Annotated in this window: 16 protein-coding genes and 1 pseudogene; 9 read left to right on the top strand and 8 right to left on the bottom strand. The window is 61.7% G+C overall.

The annotated features are described in order from the left end of the window. The first annotated feature begins 70 nt into the window (after nucleotides 1-70). Both recO and pdxJ read left to right on the top strand, forming a co-directional pair. The gene (gene recO, locus ACA041_RS26695; RefSeq protein ID WP_497438560.1) at nucleotides 71-754 is read left to right on the top strand and encodes a DNA repair protein RecO; all 684 of its coding nucleotides are present in this window, start codon (nucleotides 71-73) and stop codon (nucleotides 752-754) included. Nucleotides 755-800: 46 nt separating this feature from the next. Beyond that, nucleotides 801-1,544 (top strand): pyridoxine 5'-phosphate synthase, encoded by a 744-nt coding sequence (gene pdxJ / locus ACA041_RS26690; protein ID WP_497438559.1) that lies wholly within the window; start codon nucleotides 801-803, stop codon nucleotides 1,542-1,544. 125 nt (nucleotides 1,545-1,669) lie between these two features. Here the strand turns inward: pdxJ and mltF are convergent, their stop codons facing one another. Next, complete coding sequence (gene mltF, locus ACA041_RS26685; protein ID WP_497438558.1) at nucleotides 1,670-3,130, bottom strand: membrane-bound lytic murein transglycosylase MltF; 1,461 nt, start codon at nucleotides 3,128-3,130, stop codon at nucleotides 1,670-1,672. A 286-nt stretch (nucleotides 3,131-3,416) separates the two neighbouring features. On the opposite strand from mltF, the gene purL reads away from it, so the two are divergent. Further along, nucleotides 3,417-7,313 (top strand): phosphoribosylformylglycinamidine synthase, encoded by a 3,897-nt coding sequence (gene purL, locus ACA041_RS26680; protein WP_497438557.1) that lies wholly within the window; start codon nucleotides 3,417-3,419, stop codon nucleotides 7,311-7,313. Between the two features lie 18 nt (nucleotides 7,314-7,331). Further along, nucleotides 7,332-7,643, top strand: coding sequence for an NGG1p interacting factor NIF3 (locus tag ACA041_RS26675; protein WP_497438556.1), 312 nt, complete (start codon nucleotides 7,332-7,334; stop codon nucleotides 7,641-7,643). 184 nt (nucleotides 7,644-7,827) lie between these two features. Here ACA041_RS26675 and nagE read toward each other — a convergent pair whose 3' ends face one another. The 7 genes from nagE to ACA041_RS26640 all read right to left on the bottom strand — a co-directional run bounded on the left by nagE (nucleotide 7,828) and on the right by ACA041_RS26640 (nucleotide 16,674). Further along, nucleotides 7,828-9,543, bottom strand: coding sequence for an N-acetylglucosamine-specific PTS transporter subunit IIBC (gene nagE, locus ACA041_RS26670; RefSeq protein ID WP_497438555.1), 1,716 nt, complete (start codon nucleotides 9,541-9,543; stop codon nucleotides 7,828-7,830). Nucleotides 9,544-9,575: 32 nt separating this feature from the next. Beyond that, the gene (gene ptsP / locus ACA041_RS26665; RefSeq protein ID WP_497438554.1) at nucleotides 9,576-12,092 is read right to left on the bottom strand and encodes a phosphoenolpyruvate--protein phosphotransferase; all 2,517 of its coding nucleotides are present in this window, start codon (nucleotides 12,090-12,092) and stop codon (nucleotides 9,576-9,578) included. Between the two features lie 235 nt (nucleotides 12,093-12,327). Further along, nucleotides 12,328-13,338, bottom strand: coding sequence for an SIS domain-containing protein (locus ACA041_RS26660; protein ID WP_497442179.1), 1,011 nt, complete (start codon nucleotides 13,336-13,338; stop codon nucleotides 12,328-12,330). Next, complete coding sequence (nagA, locus tag ACA041_RS26655; RefSeq protein WP_497438553.1) at nucleotides 13,331-14,437, bottom strand: N-acetylglucosamine-6-phosphate deacetylase; 1,107 nt, start codon at nucleotides 14,435-14,437, stop codon at nucleotides 13,331-13,333. The genes ACA041_RS26660 and nagA overlap by 8 nt, the downstream gene beginning before the upstream one ends. Before the next feature lie 61 nt (nucleotides 14,438-14,498). Further along, complete coding sequence (locus ACA041_RS26650) at nucleotides 14,499-15,230, bottom strand: GntR family transcriptional regulator (protein WP_497438552.1); 732 nt, start codon at nucleotides 15,228-15,230, stop codon at nucleotides 14,499-14,501. 336 nt (nucleotides 15,231-15,566) lie between these two features. Continuing rightward, a complete protein-coding gene (locus ACA041_RS26645; protein ID WP_497438551.1) occupies nucleotides 15,567-16,070 on the bottom strand; it encodes a L,D-transpeptidase family protein in 504 nt (167 codons plus the stop codon). A gap of 52 nt (nucleotides 16,071-16,122) precedes the next feature. Beyond that, nucleotides 16,123-16,674 carry an NUDIX hydrolase gene (locus ACA041_RS26640; RefSeq protein ID WP_497438550.1) on the bottom strand — a complete coding sequence of 184 codons (552 nt, stop codon included), beginning with the start codon at nucleotides 16,672-16,674 and terminating at the stop codon, nucleotides 16,123-16,125. A 146-nt stretch (nucleotides 16,675-16,820) separates the two neighbouring features. Between ACA041_RS26640 and ACA041_RS26635 the strand changes: the two genes are divergently transcribed. The 5 genes and pseudogenes from ACA041_RS26635 (at nucleotide 16,821) to purT (ending at nucleotide 19,742) form a co-directional block, all read left to right on the top strand. Continuing rightward, the gene (locus ACA041_RS26635) at nucleotides 16,821-17,420 is read left to right on the top strand and encodes a CoA pyrophosphatase (protein ID WP_497438549.1); all 600 of its coding nucleotides are present in this window, start codon (nucleotides 16,821-16,823) and stop codon (nucleotides 17,418-17,420) included. 69 nt (nucleotides 17,421-17,489) lie between these two features. Then, nucleotides 17,490-18,014 (top strand): gamma carbonic anhydrase family protein, encoded by a 525-nt coding sequence (locus tag ACA041_RS26630; protein ID WP_497438548.1) that lies wholly within the window; start codon nucleotides 17,490-17,492, stop codon nucleotides 18,012-18,014. Then, the gene (locus tag ACA041_RS26625; RefSeq protein ID WP_497438547.1) at nucleotides 18,011-18,226 is read left to right on the top strand and encodes a DUF1289 domain-containing protein; all 216 of its coding nucleotides are present in this window, start codon (nucleotides 18,011-18,013) and stop codon (nucleotides 18,224-18,226) included. The genes ACA041_RS26630 and ACA041_RS26625 overlap by 4 nt, the downstream gene beginning before the upstream one ends. Before the next feature lie 137 nt (nucleotides 18,227-18,363). Beyond that, nucleotides 18,364-18,459 (top strand): annotated as a pseudogene (locus ACA041_RS26620) (preQ0 transporter); the annotation flags it as partial. Between the two features lie 101 nt (nucleotides 18,460-18,560). Next, nucleotides 18,561-19,742, top strand: coding sequence for a formate-dependent phosphoribosylglycinamide formyltransferase (purT, locus tag ACA041_RS26615; RefSeq protein ID WP_497438546.1), 1,182 nt, complete (start codon nucleotides 18,561-18,563; stop codon nucleotides 19,740-19,742). Nucleotides 19,743-19,769: the final 27 nt, after the last annotated feature.

Here is a 19,769-nt window from a genome sequence, read left to right as displayed (position 1 = left end):
TCGCGAGCAGGCTCGCTCCCACATTGGTTTCTGGTTGTTTATAAGATCGCGTTTCTTCATTGAGAACTCCATGTCCCAGCCCACCGGCCAACCCGCCTACGTCCTCCACTCCCGCGCCTACCGCGAAAACAGCGCGCTGGTGGATTTCCTCACGCCGCAAGGTCGGCTGCGGGCGGTGTTGCGCAGTGCGCGGGGCAAGGCCGGGACGCTGGCGCGGCCGTTCGTGCCACTGGAAGTCGAATTCCGGGGGAGGGGTGAGCTAAAGAATGTCGGGCGCATGGAAAGTGCTGGCGTTTCAACCTGGCTCAACGGTGAGGCACTGTTCAGCGGTCTTTATCTCAATGAGCTGTTGATTAGACTATTGCCCTCTGAAGATCCCCATCCTGCCGTTTTCGATCACTACGCCGCGACCCTGCTGGCGCTTGCCGAAGGCCGTCCGCTGGAACCGCTGCTGCGTTCCTTCGAATGGCGGCTGCTGGATGACTTGGGTTACGGTTTCGCCCTGACCACCGACATCCATGGCGATCCCATCGCGCCGGACGGTCTCTACCGTTTGCAAGTAGACGCCGGGCTGGAACAGGTCTACTTGCTGCAACCGGGCTTGTTCAACGGCACCGAGCTACTGGCCATGGCCGACGCCGACTGGACCGCACCTGGTGCGCTATCGGCAGCCAAGCGGCTGATGCGTCAGGCATTGGCCGTCCATTTGGGCGGTCGTCCGCTGGTCAGTCGCGAGCTATTTCGCAAGCCGTAGTCTCCCCGTATGCTGTGCGCCGAATCTTAAATTCAGGAGCGCTTCCGTGACCACCAGCAATCGCATTCTTCTTGGCGTGAACATCGACCACGTTGCCACCCTGCGTCAGGCCCGGGGCACTCGCTATCCGGATCCGGTCAAGGCAGCACTCGACGCGGAAGAGGCGGGCGCTGACGGCATCACCGTGCACCTGCGTGAAGACCGCCGGCACATCCAGGAGCGCGACGTCCTGCTGCTCAAGGACGTGCTGCAAACCCGCATGAACTTCGAAATGGGCGTCACCGAAGAAATGATGGCGTTCGCCGAGCACATCCGCCCGGCACACATTTGCCTGGTCCCGGAAACCCGTCAGGAACTGACCACCGAAGGTGGCCTCGATGTAGCGGGGCAGGAAGCGCGGATCAAGGCGGCGGTGGATCGTCTGGCGAAGATCGGCTGCGAGGTGTCGCTGTTCATCGATGCTGACGAGCGGCAGATCGAAGCGTCCCGTCGCGTGGGGGCACCGGCCATCGAACTGCACACCGGTCGTTACGCGGATGCCGAGACGCCGACGCAAGTAGCTGAAGAGCTCAAGCGTGTGGCCGATGGCGTAGCGTTCGGTCTGGCCCAGGGTTTGATCGTTAATGCCGGTCATGGTCTGCATTACCACAACGTGGAAGCGGTCGCTGCGATCAAAGGCATCAACGAACTGAACATCGGCCATGCGCTGGTGGCGCATGCGTTGTTCGTCGGGTTCAAGTCGGCGGTGTCAGAGATGAAGGCGTTGATCCTGGCCGCTGCCAAAGCTTAGAAGCCAATCACAAAACCCTGTGGGAGCGAGCTTGCTCGCGATGAGGCCAGCACATTCAGCAGAGATGTTGACTGGCAGGCCGCCATCGCGAGCAAGCTCGCTCCCACATTTGGTTGTGGTGTCTGTTAAAGCTGCGGGGTTTCCTGACTCGGCTTGGTCTTGTCGACCCCCGGCACATGCAGGGTGCCCTCGGCAACCTGGTCGCCTTCAAGCTGCGGCTGTGTGACCCAGGTCAGGATGTCGTAGTAGCGACGGATGTTCGCCACGAAGTGCACCGGTTCGCCGCCCCGGGCATAGCCGTAGCGGGTTTTGCTGTACCACTTCTTCTCGGACAGCCGCGGCAGGATCTTCTTCACGTCCAGCCACTTGTCCGGGTTCAGCCCTTCCTTGGCCGCCAGTTTGCGCGCGTCATCCAGGTGACCGCTGCCAACGTTGTAGGCCGCCAGGGCAAACCAGGTGCGATCCGGTTCCTGGATCGAATCGTCCAGCTGTTCCTTCATGTAGGCCAGGTACTTGGCACCGCCCATGATGCTCTGTCTGGGGTCAAGGCGATTGGACACGCCCATGGCCTGTGCGGTGTTCTGGGTCAGCATCATCAGCCCGCGCACGCCGGTCTTCGAGGTGACGGCCGCTTGCCACAGGGATTCCTGATAACCGACCGCGGCCAACAGCCGCCAATCGACTTTCTCTGCCTTGGCGTACGTCTTGAAATGCTTCTCGTACTTGGGCAGCCGTTGCTGCAAGTGCTGGGCGAAGGTGTAGGCACCCACATAGCCGAGAACATCGACGTGCCCGTAATAGCGGTCCTTGAGCCGTTGCAGGGTGCCGTTCTTCTTGACCGTGTCGAGGTAGTCGTTGATTTCGTTCAGCAGGCTGTTGTCGTCGCCAGGCGCGACGGCCCAGCTTTGGTTGCTGGACGCGCCGAGGTCGAAAGCCACCCGTACGTTGGGGAAATAGACCTGGTTCATTGCGACTTCGTTGGAGTCGACCAGGGTCAGGTCGATCTGGTCTTCATCCACCATGCGCAACAGGTCGACGACTTCAACGGCGTCGGACTCTTCGTATTCGATACCGGGATATTTCTTTTTCAGCTCCGCCAATTGCCCGGCGTGGGTGCTGCCCTTGAGCACCATGATCTTCTTGCCCACCAGATCCTTGGCATCGGTCGGCCGCGATTGGCCGTTGCGATAGATGATCTGCGGGGTGACTTCCAGGTAAGAGTGGGAAAACCGCACCTGCTGCTTGCGTTGCTCGCTGCTGACCAGGCCGGCAGCAGCCAGCACCGGGCCGTTGGGCTTGCCCACCTGGTTGTACAGGTCGTCGAGGTTGTCGGCGGTTTCGATCTTGAGCTCGACCCCCAGATCATCGGCGAAGCGTTTCACCAGCTCGTATTCGAAGCCGGTTTCACCGTTGCGATCCTGGAAGTAGGTGGCGGGGCTGTTGCGGGTAACCACCCGCAGCACACCATCCTCCTTTACGCGCTCCAGTGTGTTGGGTTTATCAACACAGCCACTGAGCATCAGGAAGAGTCCGGTTGCGATCAGCCATTTGGCGAACCGCGGACGCAAAGCCGTTGGGGAAAACATCTGCGCAGTATACGCAAAGGACCACGAGCGCCATATCTCGACAGCGAAGGGCTTGTCTGTTAGAGGGTGAAAAACCGGCACGGAGCCCGCAGGAATGGGCTTTCACGGAACTTCATGACACAAAAAATAACCCCCGGCGCCTTGCCCGATGAGCCTGGGTTACGGCCCCGCAAAGGCGGCCCGACGTCCGGGTACAGCCGTGCGTACCGTTTCGGGTGATGTCGCGGCCTGTTTAGGCTAGAATGCACGGCCTCAAAGCACACCCCTTCCCGAGGCTGTCCCGAAGATGTTGATCCTGCGCGGCGCTCCTGCCCTTTCTGCCTTTCGCCACAGCAAACTCCTTGAGCAACTGAGCCAGAAGGTCCCGGCTGTCAGCGGCCTGTATGCTGAATTCGCTCACTTCGCCGAAGTTACCGGCGTCCTGACCGGCGACGAACAGCAGGTGCTCGCGCGCCTTCTGAAGTACGGCCCAAGTGTTCCGGTACAAGAGCCAACCGGTCGTCTGTTCCTGGTGTTGCCGCGTTTCGGCACCATTTCGCCGTGGTCCAGTAAAGCCAGCGACATCGCTCGCAACTGCGGCCTGACGAAAATCCAGCGCCTGGAACGCGGCATCGCTTTCTACGTCGCCGGTCAGTTCAGCGACGCCCAAGCGCAGCTGATTTCCGATGCGCTGCATGACCGCATGACCCAGATCGTCCTCGGCAACCTTGAACAGGCTGCCGGCCTGTTCAGCCACGCCGAGCCGAAGCCGCTGACCGCGATCGACGTGCTGGGCGGCGGCCGCGCCGCGCTGGAAAAAGCCAACACCGAGCTGGGCCTGGCTCTGGCCGAAGACGAAATCGACTACCTGGTCAACGCCTTCATCGGCTTGAAGCGCAACCCGCACGACATCGAACTGATGATGTTCGCCCAGGCGAACTCCGAGCACTGCCGTCACAAGATCTTCAACGCCAGTTGGGACATCGACGGTCAGAGCCAGGAAAAAAGCCTGTTCGGCATGATCAAGAACACCTACGTGATGCACAGCGAAGGTGTGCTTTCGGCTTACAAGGACAACGCTTCGGTGATCGTCGGTAACGTCGCCGGCCGTTTCTTCCCGGACCCTGAAACCCGCCAGTACGGCGCGGTGCAGGAACCGGTGCACATCCTGATGAAAGTCGAGACGCACAACCACCCGACCGCGATCGCCCCGTTCCCGGGTGCATCCACCGGGTCCGGTGGCGAGATCCGCGACGAAGGCGCCACCGGTCGCGGCGCCAAGCCCAAGGCTGGCCTGACCGGTTTCACCGTATCCAACCTGCAGATCCCGGGCTTCGAACAGCCGTGGGAAGTGCCGTACGGCAAACCTGAGCGCATCGTCACCGCGCTCGACATCATGATCGAAGGCCCACTGGGTGGCGCTGCGTTCAACAACGAATTCGGTCGTCCGGCCCTGACCGGTTACTTCCGTACCTTCGAACAGTCGATCACCACCCCGCGTGGCGACGAAGTTCGCGGCTACCACAAGCCAATCATGCTGGCCGGCGGCATGGGAAACATCCGTGCCGAACACGTACAGAAAGGCGAGATCACCGTTGGCTCCAAGCTGATCGTGCTCGGCGGCCCGGCAATGCTGATCGGCCTGGGCGGCGGCGCGGCTTCCTCCATGGCCACCGGCACCAGCTCGGCCGACCTGGACTTCGCTTCGGTACAGCGCGAAAACCCGGAAATGGAACGTCGCTGCCAGGAAGTCATCGACCGTTGCTGGCAATTGGGCGACAAAAACCCGATCAGCTTCATCCACGACGTCGGCGCGGGCGGTCTGTCGAACGCCTTCCCGGAACTGGTCAACGACGGCAACCGTGGTGGCCGCTTCGAACTGCGCAACATTCCAAACGACGAGCCGGGCATGGCCCCGCACGAAATCTGGAGCAACGAATCCCAGGAACGCTACGTTCTGGCAGTCGGCCCGGCTGACTTCGAACGCTTCCAGGCGATCTGCGAGCGTGAGCGCTGCCCATTCGCCGTCGTCGGCGAAGCCACTGCAGAGCCGCAACTGACGGTCACCGACAGCCACTTCGGCAACAGCCCGGTGGACATGCCGCTGGAAGTGCTGCTGGGCAAAGCCCCGCGCATGCACCGTTCGGCCGTTCGCGAAAACGAACTGGGCGACGATTTCGACCCGTCGACCCTGGAGATTGCAGACTGCGTCGAACGCGTTCTGCATCACCCGGCCGTGGCCAGCAAAAGCTTCCTGATCACCATCGGCGACCGCACCATCACCGGCCTCGTGGCCCGTGATCAGATGGTCGGCCCATGGCAGGTTCCGGTGGCCGACGTTGCCGTCACCGCGACCAGCTTCGACGTTTACACCGGTGAAGCCATGGCCATGGGCGAGCGTACTCCGTTGGCACTGCTGGACGCTCCGGCGTCGGGTCGCATGGCCATCGGCGAAACCCTGACCAACATTGCCGCTTCGCGCATCAAGAAGATCTCCGACATCAAGCTGTCGGCGAACTGGATGTCCGCTGCCGGTCACCCGGGCGAAGACGCGCGTCTGTACGACACCGTGAAAGCAGTCGGCATGGAACTGTGCCCGGACCTGGGTATCACCATTCCGGTGGGCAAGGACTCGATGTCCATGGCCACGCGCTGGAACGACGAAGGCGTCGACAAGACCGTGACTTCGCCGATGTCCCTGATCGTGACCGGTTTCGCGCCAGTGGCTGACATCCGTCAGACCCTGACGCCGGAACTGCGCATGGACAAGGGCACCACCGACCTGATCCTGATCGATCTGGGCCGTGGCCAGAACCGGATGGGCGCCTCGATCCTGGCCCAGGTTCACGGCAAGCTCGGCTCGCAAGCGCCGGACGTCGATGATGCCGAAGACCTGAAAGCCTTCTTCGCCGTGATCCAGGGCCTCAACGCCGACGGTCACCTGCTGGCTTACCACGACCGTTCCGACGGTGGTCTGCTGACAAGCGTGGTGGAAATGGCGTTCGCCGGCCACTGCGGCCTGAGCCTGAACCTCGACGGCCTGGCAGAGACTTCCGCCGACATCGCCGCAATCCTGTTCAACGAAGAACTGGGTGCGGTGATCCAGGTTCGCCAGGACGCTACCCCGGACATCCTCGCGCAGTTCAGCGCGGCTGGTCTGGGCGAGTGCGTGTCGGTGATCGGTCAGCCAATGAACAACGGCCAGATCAACATCACTTTCAACGGCGAAACCGTGTTCGAAGGTCAGCGCCGTCTGCTGCAACGTCAGTGGGCTGAAACCAGCTACCAGATCCAGCGTCTGCGTGATAACGCCGACTGCGCCGAACAAGAGTTCGACGTGCTGCTGGAAGAAGACAACCCGGGCCTGAGCGTCAAGCTGAGCTACGACGTCAACCAGGACGTCGCCGCGCCTTACATCAAGAAAGGCATTCGCCCACAGGTTGCCGTACTGCGTGAGCAGGGCGTCAACGGTCAGGTGGAAATGGCGGCTGCATTCGACCGCGCCGGTTTCAACGCGATCGACGTGCACATGAGCGACATTCTGGCCGGCCGTGTCGACCTGAACGAGTTCAAAGGTCTGGTCGCTTGCGGTGGTTTCTCCTACGGCGACGTACTCGGTGCCGGCGAAGGCTGGGCCAAGTCCGCGCTGTTCAACAGCCGCGCTCGCGATGCGTTCCAGGGTTTCTTCGAACGTAACGACAGCTTCACCCTCGGCGTGTGCAACGGTTGCCAGATGATGTCCAACCTGCACGAACTGATCCCGGGCAGCGAGTTCTGGCCGCACTTCGTGCGTAACCGTTCCGAGCAGTTCGAAGCGCGCGTGGCGATGGTTCAGGTCCAGGAGTCGAACTCGATCTTCCTGCAGGGCATGGCCGGTTCGCGCATGCCAATCGCCATCGCTCACGGTGAAGGTCATGCCGAATTCGCCAGCGAAGAAGCGTTGCTCGAAGCCGACCTGTCGGGTTGCGTAGCGATGCGTTTCGTCGACAACCACGGCAAGGTCACCGAAAACTACCCGGCCAACCCGAACGGCTCGCCGCGCGGGATCACCGGTTTGACCAGCCGTGACGGTCGCGTGACCATCATGATGCCGCACCCGGAGCGTGTGTTCCGCGCGGTGCAGAACTCGTGGCGTTCGGAAGACTGGAACGAAGACGCACCTTGGATGCGTATGTTCCGTAATGCTCGAGTCTGGGTAAACTAAAAGCGGGTGAACCAAGCGGTGTATAAGCTCAGCTTCTTTGTTCCCGACAGCCATGTCGAGGTGGTCAAGAGCGCCGTATTCGCTGCCGGTGGCGGGCGGATCGGGGCTTATGACCACTGCGCGTGGCAGGTGTCGGGCCTGGGCCAGTTTCGCCCTCTGGATGGCAGTCAGCCGTTTATTGGGGAAGCGGGGCAGGTCGAACAGGTCGAGGAATGGAAGGTTGAGCTGGTGGTGGCGGATGAGTTGATCGTGGCCGTGGTGGCTGCGTTGAAACTCAGCCATCCCTATGAGACGCCGGCTTATGAGGTGTGGCGGCTGGAGGATTTCTGATCTTTCTGGCTGCTGAAATGAGAAACCCGCTGAAGTGATATCAGCGGGTTTTTTATTGCCAGGAGTTTTTGGTGTTCGGGAGGGCCTCTTCGCGAGCAGGCTCGCTCCCACAGTGATGCGGTGTTCACAAGTCCAATGTGGGAGCGAGCCTGCTCGCGAAGGCGGACTATCAGGCGCCAACAATCTAAACCTTGGCACTCACCTCAGTGCGATTAACCAACGCCTCCAGCGCAGCACTCAAACTCGCCGCCTTGTCGCCAACCAACAGATGCCAGACCCCGCCCTCCAACTGACTGACACCCTGGCAACCCAGCGCCTTCAAGTCACACTCCGACAATGTTTTGCCATCCGCCAGTTGCAGGCGAATGCGGGTCATCGCAATGCAATCCATTTGCAGCACATTATTGCTACCGCCCAGGGCATTCAGCCATTGCTGCGCGTGCGCTGTGGCCACGGCGGCAGGTTTCGGCGTATCGACAACGGCTGCAGGGGTAGAGACCAGGGCCCGGCCCAACGCAGGCATCGCCAACCGGATCTCATCGGCAATGCTGTCCGCCATCGGCCCGACGACCACTTGCAAGCTGCCGCCCTTGCCCGGACGAACCACCGCCATCGCACCCAGTGCTTTCAAATCTGCGTCCGAAGCCTTGTTGCGATCCACCATGTCCAGGCGCAGCCGCGTGGTGCATGCCCCCACGGTGATCAGGTTCTGCGCACCACCCAGCGCCTTGATGTAAGCCCCGGCACGCTCGTGCTCGGCGATCGCCACCTTGTCGCCCGTCGGTACGTCTTCACGCCCGGGCGTCTTGAGGTTGAACCGGCGAATACAGAAATCAAATACCACGTAATAGATCACCGCATACGCCAGTCCCACCGGGAGCACCAACCAGCCATTGGTGGATTTGCCCCAGCCCAGAATCATGTCGATGAAGCCGCCGGAGAAGGTAAAGCCGAGGTGGATGTTCAGCAGGTTGGTGACCGCCATGGACAGACCGGTCAGCAACGCATGCAGCACATACAGCAGCGGTGCGAGGAACATGAAGGCAAATTCGATCGGTTCGGTGACCCCGGTCAGAAACGAAGTCAGGGCCATGGACAGAAAAATCCCGCCCATGATTTTGCGCCGTTCCGGCAAGGCGTTGCGGTACATCGCCAGGCATGCGGCGGGCAGGCCGAAGATCATCATCGGGAACATGCCGGTCATGAACTGGCCGCCTTTCGGATCGCCCGCAAAGTAGCGCGACAGGTCGCCGGTGACGATGGCGCCGGTGGTCGGGTCGGTGAAGTTGCCGAAGACGAACCAGGCCATGTTGTTGAGGATGTGGTGCAGGCCGGTGACGATCAGCAGCCGGTTGAACACGCCGAAGATGAACGCGCCGAAGCTGCCGCTCTCCATCATGAGCGTGCCGAAACCGTTGATGCCGTGCTGGATCGGCGGCCAGATCAGGCCGAAGATCACGCCCAGGCCGACGGCGGCGAACCCGGTAACGATCGGCACGAAGCGCCGGCCACCGAAGAACGCCAGGTATTCCGGCAGCTTGATGTCCTTGAAGCGGTTGTACAGTGCGCCGGCCATCAGGCCGCTGACAATCCCGGCGAGCATGCCCATGTTGATGCTCGCGTCGAGCACCTTGAGGGTTGAGATCATCACCAGGTAGCCAATGACCCCGGCCAGACCTGCGGTGCCGTTGTTGTCCTTGGCAAAACCGACCGCGATACCGATGGCAAAGATCATCGCCAGGTTGGCGAAGATCACCTGGCCGGCGTCGTGGATGATTGCGATGTTCAGCAGATCGGTATCGCCCAGACGCAGCAGTAGTCCTGCAATCGGCAGGATCGCGATCGGCAGCATCAATGCGCGGCCGAGGCGCTGCAGACCTTCGATGAAGTATTGGTACATGGCGGATCTCCCTGGATTTTTTTCGTTATTGTTCAGCTCAGAGGCCAGTGTTGGTGACAGGCGTGACGCACCGCGCTGGCGCTGCTCAGCTTGAGCAGGTCCTGGCTGATGCGTCGGCATTCGGCGGCATCGAGGTGACGGACGCGATCCTTGATTTCACCGATCTGCACCGGGCTCACCGACAATTCGCTGACCCCCAGGCCGATCAGTACCGGTGTGGCCAGCGGATCAGAGGCGAGTGCGCCGCAGACCCCCACCCAACGGTCATGCACCGCGGCACCGGCGCAGGTCTGGGCGATCAGCCGCAGCAATGCCGGGTGCAGGGCGTCGACCCGCGAAGCGAGGCCGGCGTGATCGCGGTCCATGGCCAGGGTGTACTGCGACAAATCGTTGGTGCCGATGGACAGGAAGTCCGCATGCCCGGCCAGCTGCTCGGCCAACAGCGCGGCGGCCGGCACTTCGATCATCACCCCCAGTTCCGGGCGCTGAGTCAGCTCAAGCTCAATGCACAGGGCGTCGAGGCGCTGGCGGATGTGCAGCAGTTCATCGACTTCGGTGACCATCGGCAGCAGGATCCGGCAGCGCGACAGCGGGCAGACATGCAGCAGTGCGCGCAGCTGCTGATCCAGCAGTTCCGGCCGAACCTGGGCCAGGCGGATGCCGCGCAAACCCAGTACCGGATTCGCTTCGGCTGGCAGAGGCAGATAGTCGAGTTGCTTGTCACCGCCGACGTCGATGGTGCGGATGATTACTGGCTTGTCGCCCATGGCGTCCAGCACGGCTTGATAGGCAACGCGCTGCTCCTCTTCATCCGGCGCGGTGTTGCGGTCCACAAACAGGAATTCGGTGCGCAGCAGGCCAACGCCGTCGGCGCCATTGGCCAGTGCGTCAGCCGCTTCAGTGCTGGAGGCGACGTTGGCGGCGACTTCGATCTGCAAGCCGTCTCGGGTCAGCGCCGGGGTGTGCGCCTGGGCCTGTTGCTCTGCGCGGCGTTGGCGATGATCGAGTTGTGCCTGATGGACCTGCGCCAGGCGTTCGGCATTCGGCATCAGTTCGAGACGTCCGCTATCGGCATCCAGCACCACGGATTGACCTTGCGCCTGATCCAGCAGCGTCGCGCCCAATGCCACCAGGCATGGCAAGCCTTTGCCCCGGGCGAGAATCGCCACATGGGAAGTCGCGCCACCTTCGGCCATGCACAACCCGGCGACGCCTTGCTGGCTGAGTTGCAACAGGTCGGACGGGGTCAGTTCATGCGCCGCGATGATGGCTCCGGCCGGCACGTCGTAATGCCAGGTTTCACCCAGCAGGGCACGCAGCACCCGTTGCTTGAGATCGCGCAGGTCGTTGGCGCGTTCGGCCAACAGTGTGCTGCCCAGTTGCTGCAGCATGTCGCACTGCGCGTCGATCGATTGGCTCCAGGCATGGGTCGCGGCCATGCCTTGGTCGATGTAGAGGTTGGCGGCGTCGAGCAATGCCGGGTCTTCGAGCAACGCGAGGTGGGCGGCGAAGATCGCTTCTTCGTCGCTGTTCTTGTGCTTTTTGGCTTCGGCCAGGGTGTGGCCGATTTCACTGCGCACCTGGCTCAGTGCAGTGTCGATGGCTGACAGTTGTTGCTCGGGATCATGGTTGCCGGCGTCCACCGGCAAGCTGATCGCGGTCAAGCGAAACAACGGCCCGCCGACCAGGCCGGGTGCGGCGCAAACCCCGTGCAGCACGCCCGCTTCAGCCGTACGTCTGCGCGCTGAGATCGCGGTTGGCGCCGCGGCGTGGCCATCCTCGGCCAATGCTGTGGACAATGCGACCAACAATGCTTGCAAGGCTGCTTCGGCGTCCGGACCCTGGCAGCTGACCTGGACCTCGTCCTGTTCACCGACAGCCAGCCCCATCATCCCGATCAAGCTGTCACAGGTCGCCGATTTGCCGGCGAAATGCAGCCGGGATTTACTCTTGAAACCTTGTGCCGTCTGCCGAATCAGCGCCGCCGGCCGGGCATGTAATCCGCCACGATGGGCGACGCGGATGTGGCCGTGGATTTCTTCCCCCGACAACGCCACTTCAGCCTGCGCCGCCGAGGCGTGTCGGCGAATGATGTGCAGCAGCGGTTCGCCAACCTTGACCGATTTCAAGGTGATCGGCCGCGCCTGAAAGTCCTGGCTATTGGTCAGAATCATCAGACTGACCAGGCTTTTGCACTGCTGCGCGACCTGGTCCAGGTCATAGCGCAACAGCGGCTGGCCATTGGCGACTCGCGCGCCTTCCTTGACCAGCATGGAGAAGCCTTTGCCTTGTAACTCGACCGTGTCCAGGCCCAGGTGCAGCAACAATTCGGCACCATTGTCAGCTCGCAAAGTGACGGCGTGGCCGGTGCGGGCGACGTGCACCACGACGCCGGCGCAAGGGGCGTGAAGCGTGTCGTTCAGCGGATCGATGGCGATGCCGTCACCCATGGCGCCGCTGGCGAACACCGCGTCCGGGACTTTGGCGAGCGTGAGCACCGGGCCGCTGAGCGGGGCGCTGAGGGTCAGCTCTTTATTGTTGTTGTGCATGGCTCGGTCTCATCAATAAAAACTACGGTTCGGATCAACACGTCCCTTTCGGATCAACTCGCCCCTGTAGGAGCGAGCTTGCTCGCGAAGGACTTCAGGACAACGCGCCCCCTGTAGGAGCGAGCTTGCTCGCGGAGGATTCGAGTGCAGCGCGTTTATTCAGGAAGAACGCGTTATCGTTAACGTCCTTCGCGAGCAAGCTCGCTCCTACAGGGTTATTTTCTTGCCATTCGAATCAGTGGGTGCGGGTGACTTTGCTCAAGTGGCGTGGCTGGTCCGGGTCCATGCCTCGGGCGACCGCCAGGCCGGCGGCCATGACATAGAAGCTTTGGATCGCCAGGATCGGATCGAGGGCTGGATGTTCGGCACAGGTCAGGGTCAGGTCGCGTTCGGCGATGTCTTCGGGCGCGGCCAGCAATACCCGGGCACCGCGTTGGCGCATGTCGGCGGCGAGGCTCAATAAGCCAGACTGCTCGGCGCCGCGCGGGGCGAATACCAGCAATGGGTAGTGCTCGTCGATCAGGGCCATCGGACCATGACGGACTTCGGCACTGCTGAAGGCTTCGGCCTGGATTGCCGAGGTTTCCTTGAATTTCAGTGCGGCTTCCTGGGCGATGGCGAAACCGGCGCCACGGCCGATCACCATCAGGCGCTGGCAATCGCGCAAGGCGTCGATGGCCAGGCTCCAGTCCTGTTGTGCCGCGTCGCGCAGGCCTGCCGGCAGGGCCAGGCCTGCTTCCAGCAGCTCCCCGTCTTCTTTCCAGTGCGCGATCAGTCGGGCACTGGCGCTGAGGGTGGCAATGAAACTCTTGGTCGCGGCGACGCTGCTTTCAGTGCCAGCACACAGCGGCAGGCTGAATTCGCAGGCCGCTTCCAGTGGCGAGCTCTCGGCGTTGACCATCGAAATGCTCAGGGCGCCGCGCTTGCGCAGCAGGCGCAGGCTGTTCACCAGATCCGGACTTTGCCCGGATTGCGAGAAAGCGAAAGCCACCTGGCCGCTGACCTTCAACGGTGCCTGCTGCATGGTCACCACCGACATCGGCAATGACGCTACCGGAATGCCCAACTGCTGCATGGTCAGGTAGGCGAAGTAACTGGCTGCGTGGTCGGAGCTGCCGCGGGCGACAGTCATTGCCACTTGCGGCGGCTGACGACGCAGGCGCCCGGCGATCTCGATCATCTGCGGGTCGAGCTGTTGCAGTTGGGCTTGCACGGCCTCGAACGAGGACAGCGCCTCTTCAAGCATTTTTGAAGTCAATGTCTTCTCCTTCGACCATGACGGCGGTCAGTGTGAGTGAGCGATCGAGCCGCACACAGTCGGCCCAGCTGCCAGGGGCAAGGCGGCCGCGTTCTTGCAGGCCGAGGTAGTCGGCGGGGAATTGCGAAAGACGTTGCGAGGCTTCGGTGATCGGCAGGCCGATCTTCACCAGGTTGCGCAGGGCCTGATCCATGGTCAGGGTGCTGCCGGCCAAGGTGCCATCGGGCAAGCGCACGCCGCCCAGGCATTTGGTGACGGTGTGGCTGCCGAGTTTGTATTCACCGTCGGGCATGCCGGCCGCGGCGGTGGAATCGGTGACGCAATACAGGCACGGGATCGAGCGCAGGGCTACGCGGATGGCACCGGGGTGCACGTGCAGCAAGTCCGGAATCAGCTCGGCGTATTTGGCGTGGGCCAGGGCCGCGCCGACGATGCCCGGCTCGCGGTGATGCAGCGGGCTCATGGCGTTGTACAAGTGGGTGAAGCTGGTCGCGCCGGCCTCCAGCGCCGCCACACCTTCCTCGTAGCTGCCGAGGGTGTGGCCGATTTGCATGCGTACGCCGCGATGGCTGAGGGCGCGGATCAAGCTATCGTGCCCGGCGATTTCCGGGGCGATGGTGATCACCCGGATCGGTGCCAGGGCCAGGTATTGCTCGACTTCGGCCATCAACGCGGTGTGGGCGAAGTTCGGTTGGGCGCCGAGTTTGCCGGGATTGATGTACGGGCCTTCCAGATGCACGCCGAGTACCCGGGCACTGCCTTTCGGGCGCTGTTCGCAGAACTCGCCGAGGTCCTTGAGCACCCGCGAGATTTCGTCGTTCGGCGCAGTCATGGTGGTGGCCAGCAGCGAGGTCGTGCCAAACCGTACGTGGGTCCTGGTGATGGTCTCGAAGGCGGGCGCGCCTTCCATGATGTCTTTGCCGCCGCCGCCGTGAACGTGCAGGTCGATGAAGCCCGGCAGCAGGTAGGGCAGGTCGTTGTCCGCCGGATCGCAGGGCTGGCCTTCGATCGACACGACCTTGCCGTGTCGGTGAATCAGCCGGCCGCGAACCCAGCCGTGGGCGGTGAGGATGTTGTCTTCGGACATGATCGGTTCTCGTTCAGCGGCGTGGCTTATCAGCGGTGGAGCTCTTTATCTACGGAGCTCTTTATCTGCGAAGCTCTGCGACAAAATCGTAGTAGTCGTTGCGGCAATAGGTGTCGGTGACTTCGATCGGTGTGTTGTCTTCCATGTAGCCGACGCGGGTCATCAGCAGCATCGCGGTGCCGGGGGCGATGCCCACCAGCGCGGCGAATTCGTCCGAGGCATTGATCGCCTGGATGTGCTGCAGGGCGCGGACCACCGGTTTGCCGATGCCATCGAGGTATTCGTAGAGGGAATCGCCCACCGCTTGCGGCCGGGGAATGATCGTGGCGGGCAGGGTGCTCATCTCGATCGCCATGACCGTGTCATCGGCTTTGCGCAGGCGCTTGAGCCGCGCGACCTTGTCGTTGGGCGAGAGGCCCAGGCGAATCAGCTCTTCGTGGGTCGGCGGGGTGATTTCCCGCTCCAGCCATTGCGAGCCGGGGACAAAGCCCTTGAGCCGCAACATCTCGCTGAACCCTGAAAGGCGCGACAGCGGCTGTTCCAGACGCGGGGTGATGAAGGTGCCGGAACCCTGGCTGCGCCGGATCAACCCCTGTTCGAACAGCACTTCCAGTGCCTTGCGTGCCGTGACGCGGGAGATGCCCAGCGTTTCGCTGAGATTGCGCTCCGACGGCATGGCCTGTTCGGCTTTCCACTGGCCGGCATGGATCGCCGCTTCCAGATTGCGCGCCAGTTGCAGGTACAACGGCGTGGGCTGGGTATCGTCAGGGCGTAGGGCCTGGAGGTCATTCATATCAGGTGTCCGATGCGGATATTGGAGTGTTGTCGCCCGGTAATGCTGCGAAAACTAATACCACTTGAATACCATGTCAATCAGACCACTTTATTGTAAGCGCGTGAAATCCTGCCCTTGAGGCTGGGCGCAAGTGCGGTTGGTCTTAAGTGGTATTAGAGGTTGGGAGTTTGATAGCACAGATCGCAGCCCGCGATTACTTCTACCGGGGCAATTGGTATCTACCTGGCGTCAGTCGCCGCAGGCTGCGATTTTTTGAAATTATTTTTCGGTGAGCGACCGAAGGCGGCCAAGTGATCGCTCCCAGGCAGAGCGTGGAACGATCACAGGAGGGAATTAGGGACGAATCTCGATCATCGTGCCATCCGGCACCAGTCCCCAGACCTCGCGCATGTCCATGTTACGCATGGCGATGCAGCCGTCGGTCCAGTCCAGGGTGTGAAACAGGTCTTCGGGGTTTTCTTCGGAGTCCGGGGTGCCGTGGATCATGATCATGCCGCCGGGCTCGACGCCTTCGCGCCGGGCGCGGGCGGAGTCGCTGATGTTCGGGTAGGAAATGTGCATCGACAGGTTGAAGCGGTCGCTGGTCTTGCGCCAGTCCAGCCAATAAAAACCTTCAGGCGTGCGTTTGTCGCCTTCCATGAGTTTCGGGCCGACCGGTCTTTTTCCCAGTGAAATGCGATAGGTCTTGAGCGGCTTGCCGTCTTTGATCAATTGCAGTTGGTGGGCGGATTTGAGCACCAGGACTTTTTCGACGACTTTGCCGTCCAGGGTTTCCGCTGTGGAGGCCTGGGAAACAGTGATGAACGACAGACAAAACACGGCAAGCAACCAGCGCATTGAAACGATATCCCTGAAAGGTGTCGCGACTATTTTATTTATAGAAGGTTTTTTAACGGATGGCAGGTTGAACGAGCGGCGGGATCGATTCGGACCGCACGGGGTATATCTCGGTCCGCCGGTCTGCGAAGTAGCATTCTAGGGTACGGCCTACCGTACGGAAAGCCAGCTCGGACCAAGGGATGTCGACTTCTTCGAACAGCGCCACCTCCAGGCTTTCGGGACCGGCGGAAAAATCCAGATCCGCCAGCTCCGCACGAAAGAACACGTGCACCTGACTGATATGCGGCACATCGATCAAGGTATAGATGCTCAGGTTACGCACCCGGGCACAGGCCTCTTCTGCGGTCTCGCGAATCGCCGCCTGCTCGATGGTCTCGCCGTTCTCCATGAAACCGGCCGGCAGGGTCCAGTAACCGAGCCGCGGTTCGATGGCGCGCCGGCACAGCAACACCTTCGAGCCCCAGACCGGCACACAACCGGCGACGATATTGGGGTTCTGGTAATGAATCGTATGACAGCTGTCGCAGACATAACGCAGGCGCGAATCGCCTTCTGGAATGCGTTGGGTCACCGGGTTGCCGCACTGACTGCAAAATTTCATGCTTGGGTTCCTGAATGCTGTGCCTATCTTGGCGTGCGGCGGTGTCTGTCGGCAAGTTGTCGTTTAGCGACATGCAGCGGTTATGGGGTTGGGCGGCCGGTTCGATTGGTGCATGATGCGAGGTAGAGAATAAATCGAGAAGTCTCATGCTGGACGAGCTATTGCATCGAGTAAGCAACCACACTCCACGCAAACTGGAAACCGATAGCCGTTTCCCTGAAGCCGCGGTACTGGTGCCCATTACTCGCAGTGATGAACCGGAACTGGTCCTGACCCTGCGCGCCAGCGGGCTCTCGACCCATGGCGGTGAAGTCGCTTTCCCCGGCGGTCGCCGCGACCCCGAAGACCCGGACCTTGTTTTCACCGCCCTGCGCGAAGCCGAAGAAGAAATCGGCCTGCCACCGGGGCTGGTCGAAGTGATCGGCCCGCTGAGCCCGCTGATCTCCCTGCATGGCATCAAGGTCACGCCTTATGTCGGCGTGATTCCGGACTTCGTCGAATACCAGGCCAACGATGCCGAGATTGCCGCGGTGTTCAGCGTACCTCTGGAATTCTTCCGCAAGGACCCGCGCGAACATACTCACCGCATCGATTACCAGGGCCGCAGTTGGTACGTGCCGAGTTATCGTTATGGCGAGTACAAGATCTGGGGCCTGACCGCGATCATGATTGTCGAGTTGATCAACCTGCTTTATGACGCCAGAATCAGTCTGCACCAACCGCCCAAGAGTTTTACCAACACCTGAAGCCATCGTTCGAAATGGCCTGAACCTGTTTTGCGAAGTGAGCCTGCCTGAGCCTCGAGGGAAACAACGATGAAATACCGCCTGGGCGACGCTCGCGTCGAAACCCATCCACAAAGCTGGGTCGCACCCAACGCCGTGCTGGTCGGCAAGGTCAAGCTGGAAGAGGGCGCCAACGTCTGGTTCAACGCCGTGCTGCGTGGCGACAATGAATTGATCCTGATCGGCAAGAACAGCAACGTGCAGGATGGCACGGTGATGCACACTGACATGGGCTACCCGCTGACCATCGGTACCGGCGTGACCATCGGCCACAACGCCATGCTCCACGGTTGCACCGTCGGTGATTACAGTCTGATCGGGATCAACGCGGTGATACTCAATGGCGCGAAAATCGGCAAGAACTGCATCATCGGCGCCAACTCGCTGATCGGCGAAGGCAAGGAAATTCCGGACGGTTCGCTGGTCAAGGGGTCGCCCGGCAAGGTGGTTCGCGAGTTGACCGACGCACAGAAGAAGATGCTCGAGGCCAGTGCCGCCCACTATGTGCATAACGCCCAGCGTTATGCCCGCGATCTGGTCGAGCAGGAACAATGACAACGCCCGAACGCCCGGTCCGCTCGCCCTGTGTGAATATCTGTGCGCTGGACGAGGACGATGTCTGCACCGGGTGCCAGCGCACGGTCGAAGAGATCACACGCTGGAGCCGGATGGACAACGAGGAGCGGCGCAGAGTGTTGGGGTTGTGTCACGAACGGGCAAAATCCAGCGGGATTCTCTGGATGGTCGGGGCAAAGCCGGGGAATTGAGGTGCGGCCCTCCTGTAGGAGCGAGCTTGCTCGCGAAAAACCCCAAGACGCCGCTATGAACCCGGTTTTACGCGTTATCGTTGTCGATCTTCGCGAGCAAGCTCGCTCCTGCAGGAATTACCCTGTGCCATTTGGCCGTGATTCGCACCGCCATGGGCTCGAAGTTCGCCGGTGTGACCGCCGTGTGGCTGATCATGGCCTGGTGCTTGCGCCAACAGGCTGTCGCCGGCTGAAGCCAAAGCTTCTGGTTCATGTAAAATGCCGCGCTTTCTCCCCATGGGAAGCGCGCCAGGCGCGACGCGACCCTCGATGATCCGCTTCTTGAGGACCTGAGATGACCCGTATCGGAACTCCATTGTCGCCAACCGCGACCCGCGTATTGCTGTGTGGCTGTGGCGAGTTGGGCAAGGAAGTGGTGATCGAGCTGCAGCGCCTGGGCGTTGAAGTGATTGCCGTGGATCGCTACGCCAACGCGCCGGCCATGCAGGTTGCCCATCGCAGCCACGTGATCAATATGCTCGACGGCGCGGCCCTGCGTGCCGTGATCGAAGCCGAGAAGCCGCACTTCATTGTGCCGGAAATCGAAGCCATCGCCACCACGACCCTGGTCGAGCTGGAAGCCGAAGGCTTCACCGTGATCCCGACCGCGCGCGCCGCGCAACTGACCATGAACCGCGAAGGCATCCGTCGCCTGGCCGCCGAAGAGCTGGACCTGCCGACTTCGCCCTACCACTTCGCCGACACCTTCGAGGCCTACAGCAAGGCTGTCCAGGACCTGGGCTTCCCGTGCGTGGTCAAGCCGGTGATGAGTTCCTCGGGCAAGGGCCAGAGCCTGCTGCGCAGCGCCGATGATGTGCAGAAGGCCTGGGATTACGCTCAAGAAGGCGGTCGCGCCGGCAAAGGTCGCGTCATCATCGAAGGCTTCGTCGACTTCGACTACGAAATCACCCTGCTGACCGTGCGCCACGTCGGTGGCACGACGTTCTGCGCGCCAGTCGGTCATCGTCAGGAGAAGGGCGACTACCAGGAATCCTGGCAACCGCAGGCCATGAGCCCGGTGGCGCTGGCGGAATCCGAACGCGTGGCCAAAGCGGTCACCGAAGCCCTGGGCGGTCGTGGCCTGTTTGGCGTCGAGCTGTTCATCAAGGGCGATCAGGTGTGGTTCAGCGAAGTGTCGCCGCGTCCGCATGACACCGGCCTGGTGACGTTGATTTCCCAGGATCTGTCGCAGTTTGCGCTGCACGCACGGGCGATCTTGGGCCTGCCGATTCCACTGATCCGTCAGTTCGGTCCATCGGCTTCGGCGGTGATTCTGGTGGAAGGGCAGTCGACTCAGACAGCTTTCGCCAATCTCGGTGCTGCGTTGAGCGAGCCGGACACGGCGTTGCGTCTGTTTGGCAAGCCTGAGGTCAATGGCCAGCGCCGGATGGGTGTGGCGTTGGCGCGGGATGAGTCGATTGAAGCAGCTCGTGCAAAAGCGACCCGTGCTTCTCAGGCTGTTGTAGTCGAGCTGTAACCGAGGCGCGGCAATCGCTAGCAGGCT

Source organism: Pseudomonas sp. LBUM1676, assembly GCF_059695605.1.
Note: the sequence above shows the minus strand (reverse complement) of the source record. Positions and strands in the feature narration are given on the sequence as shown.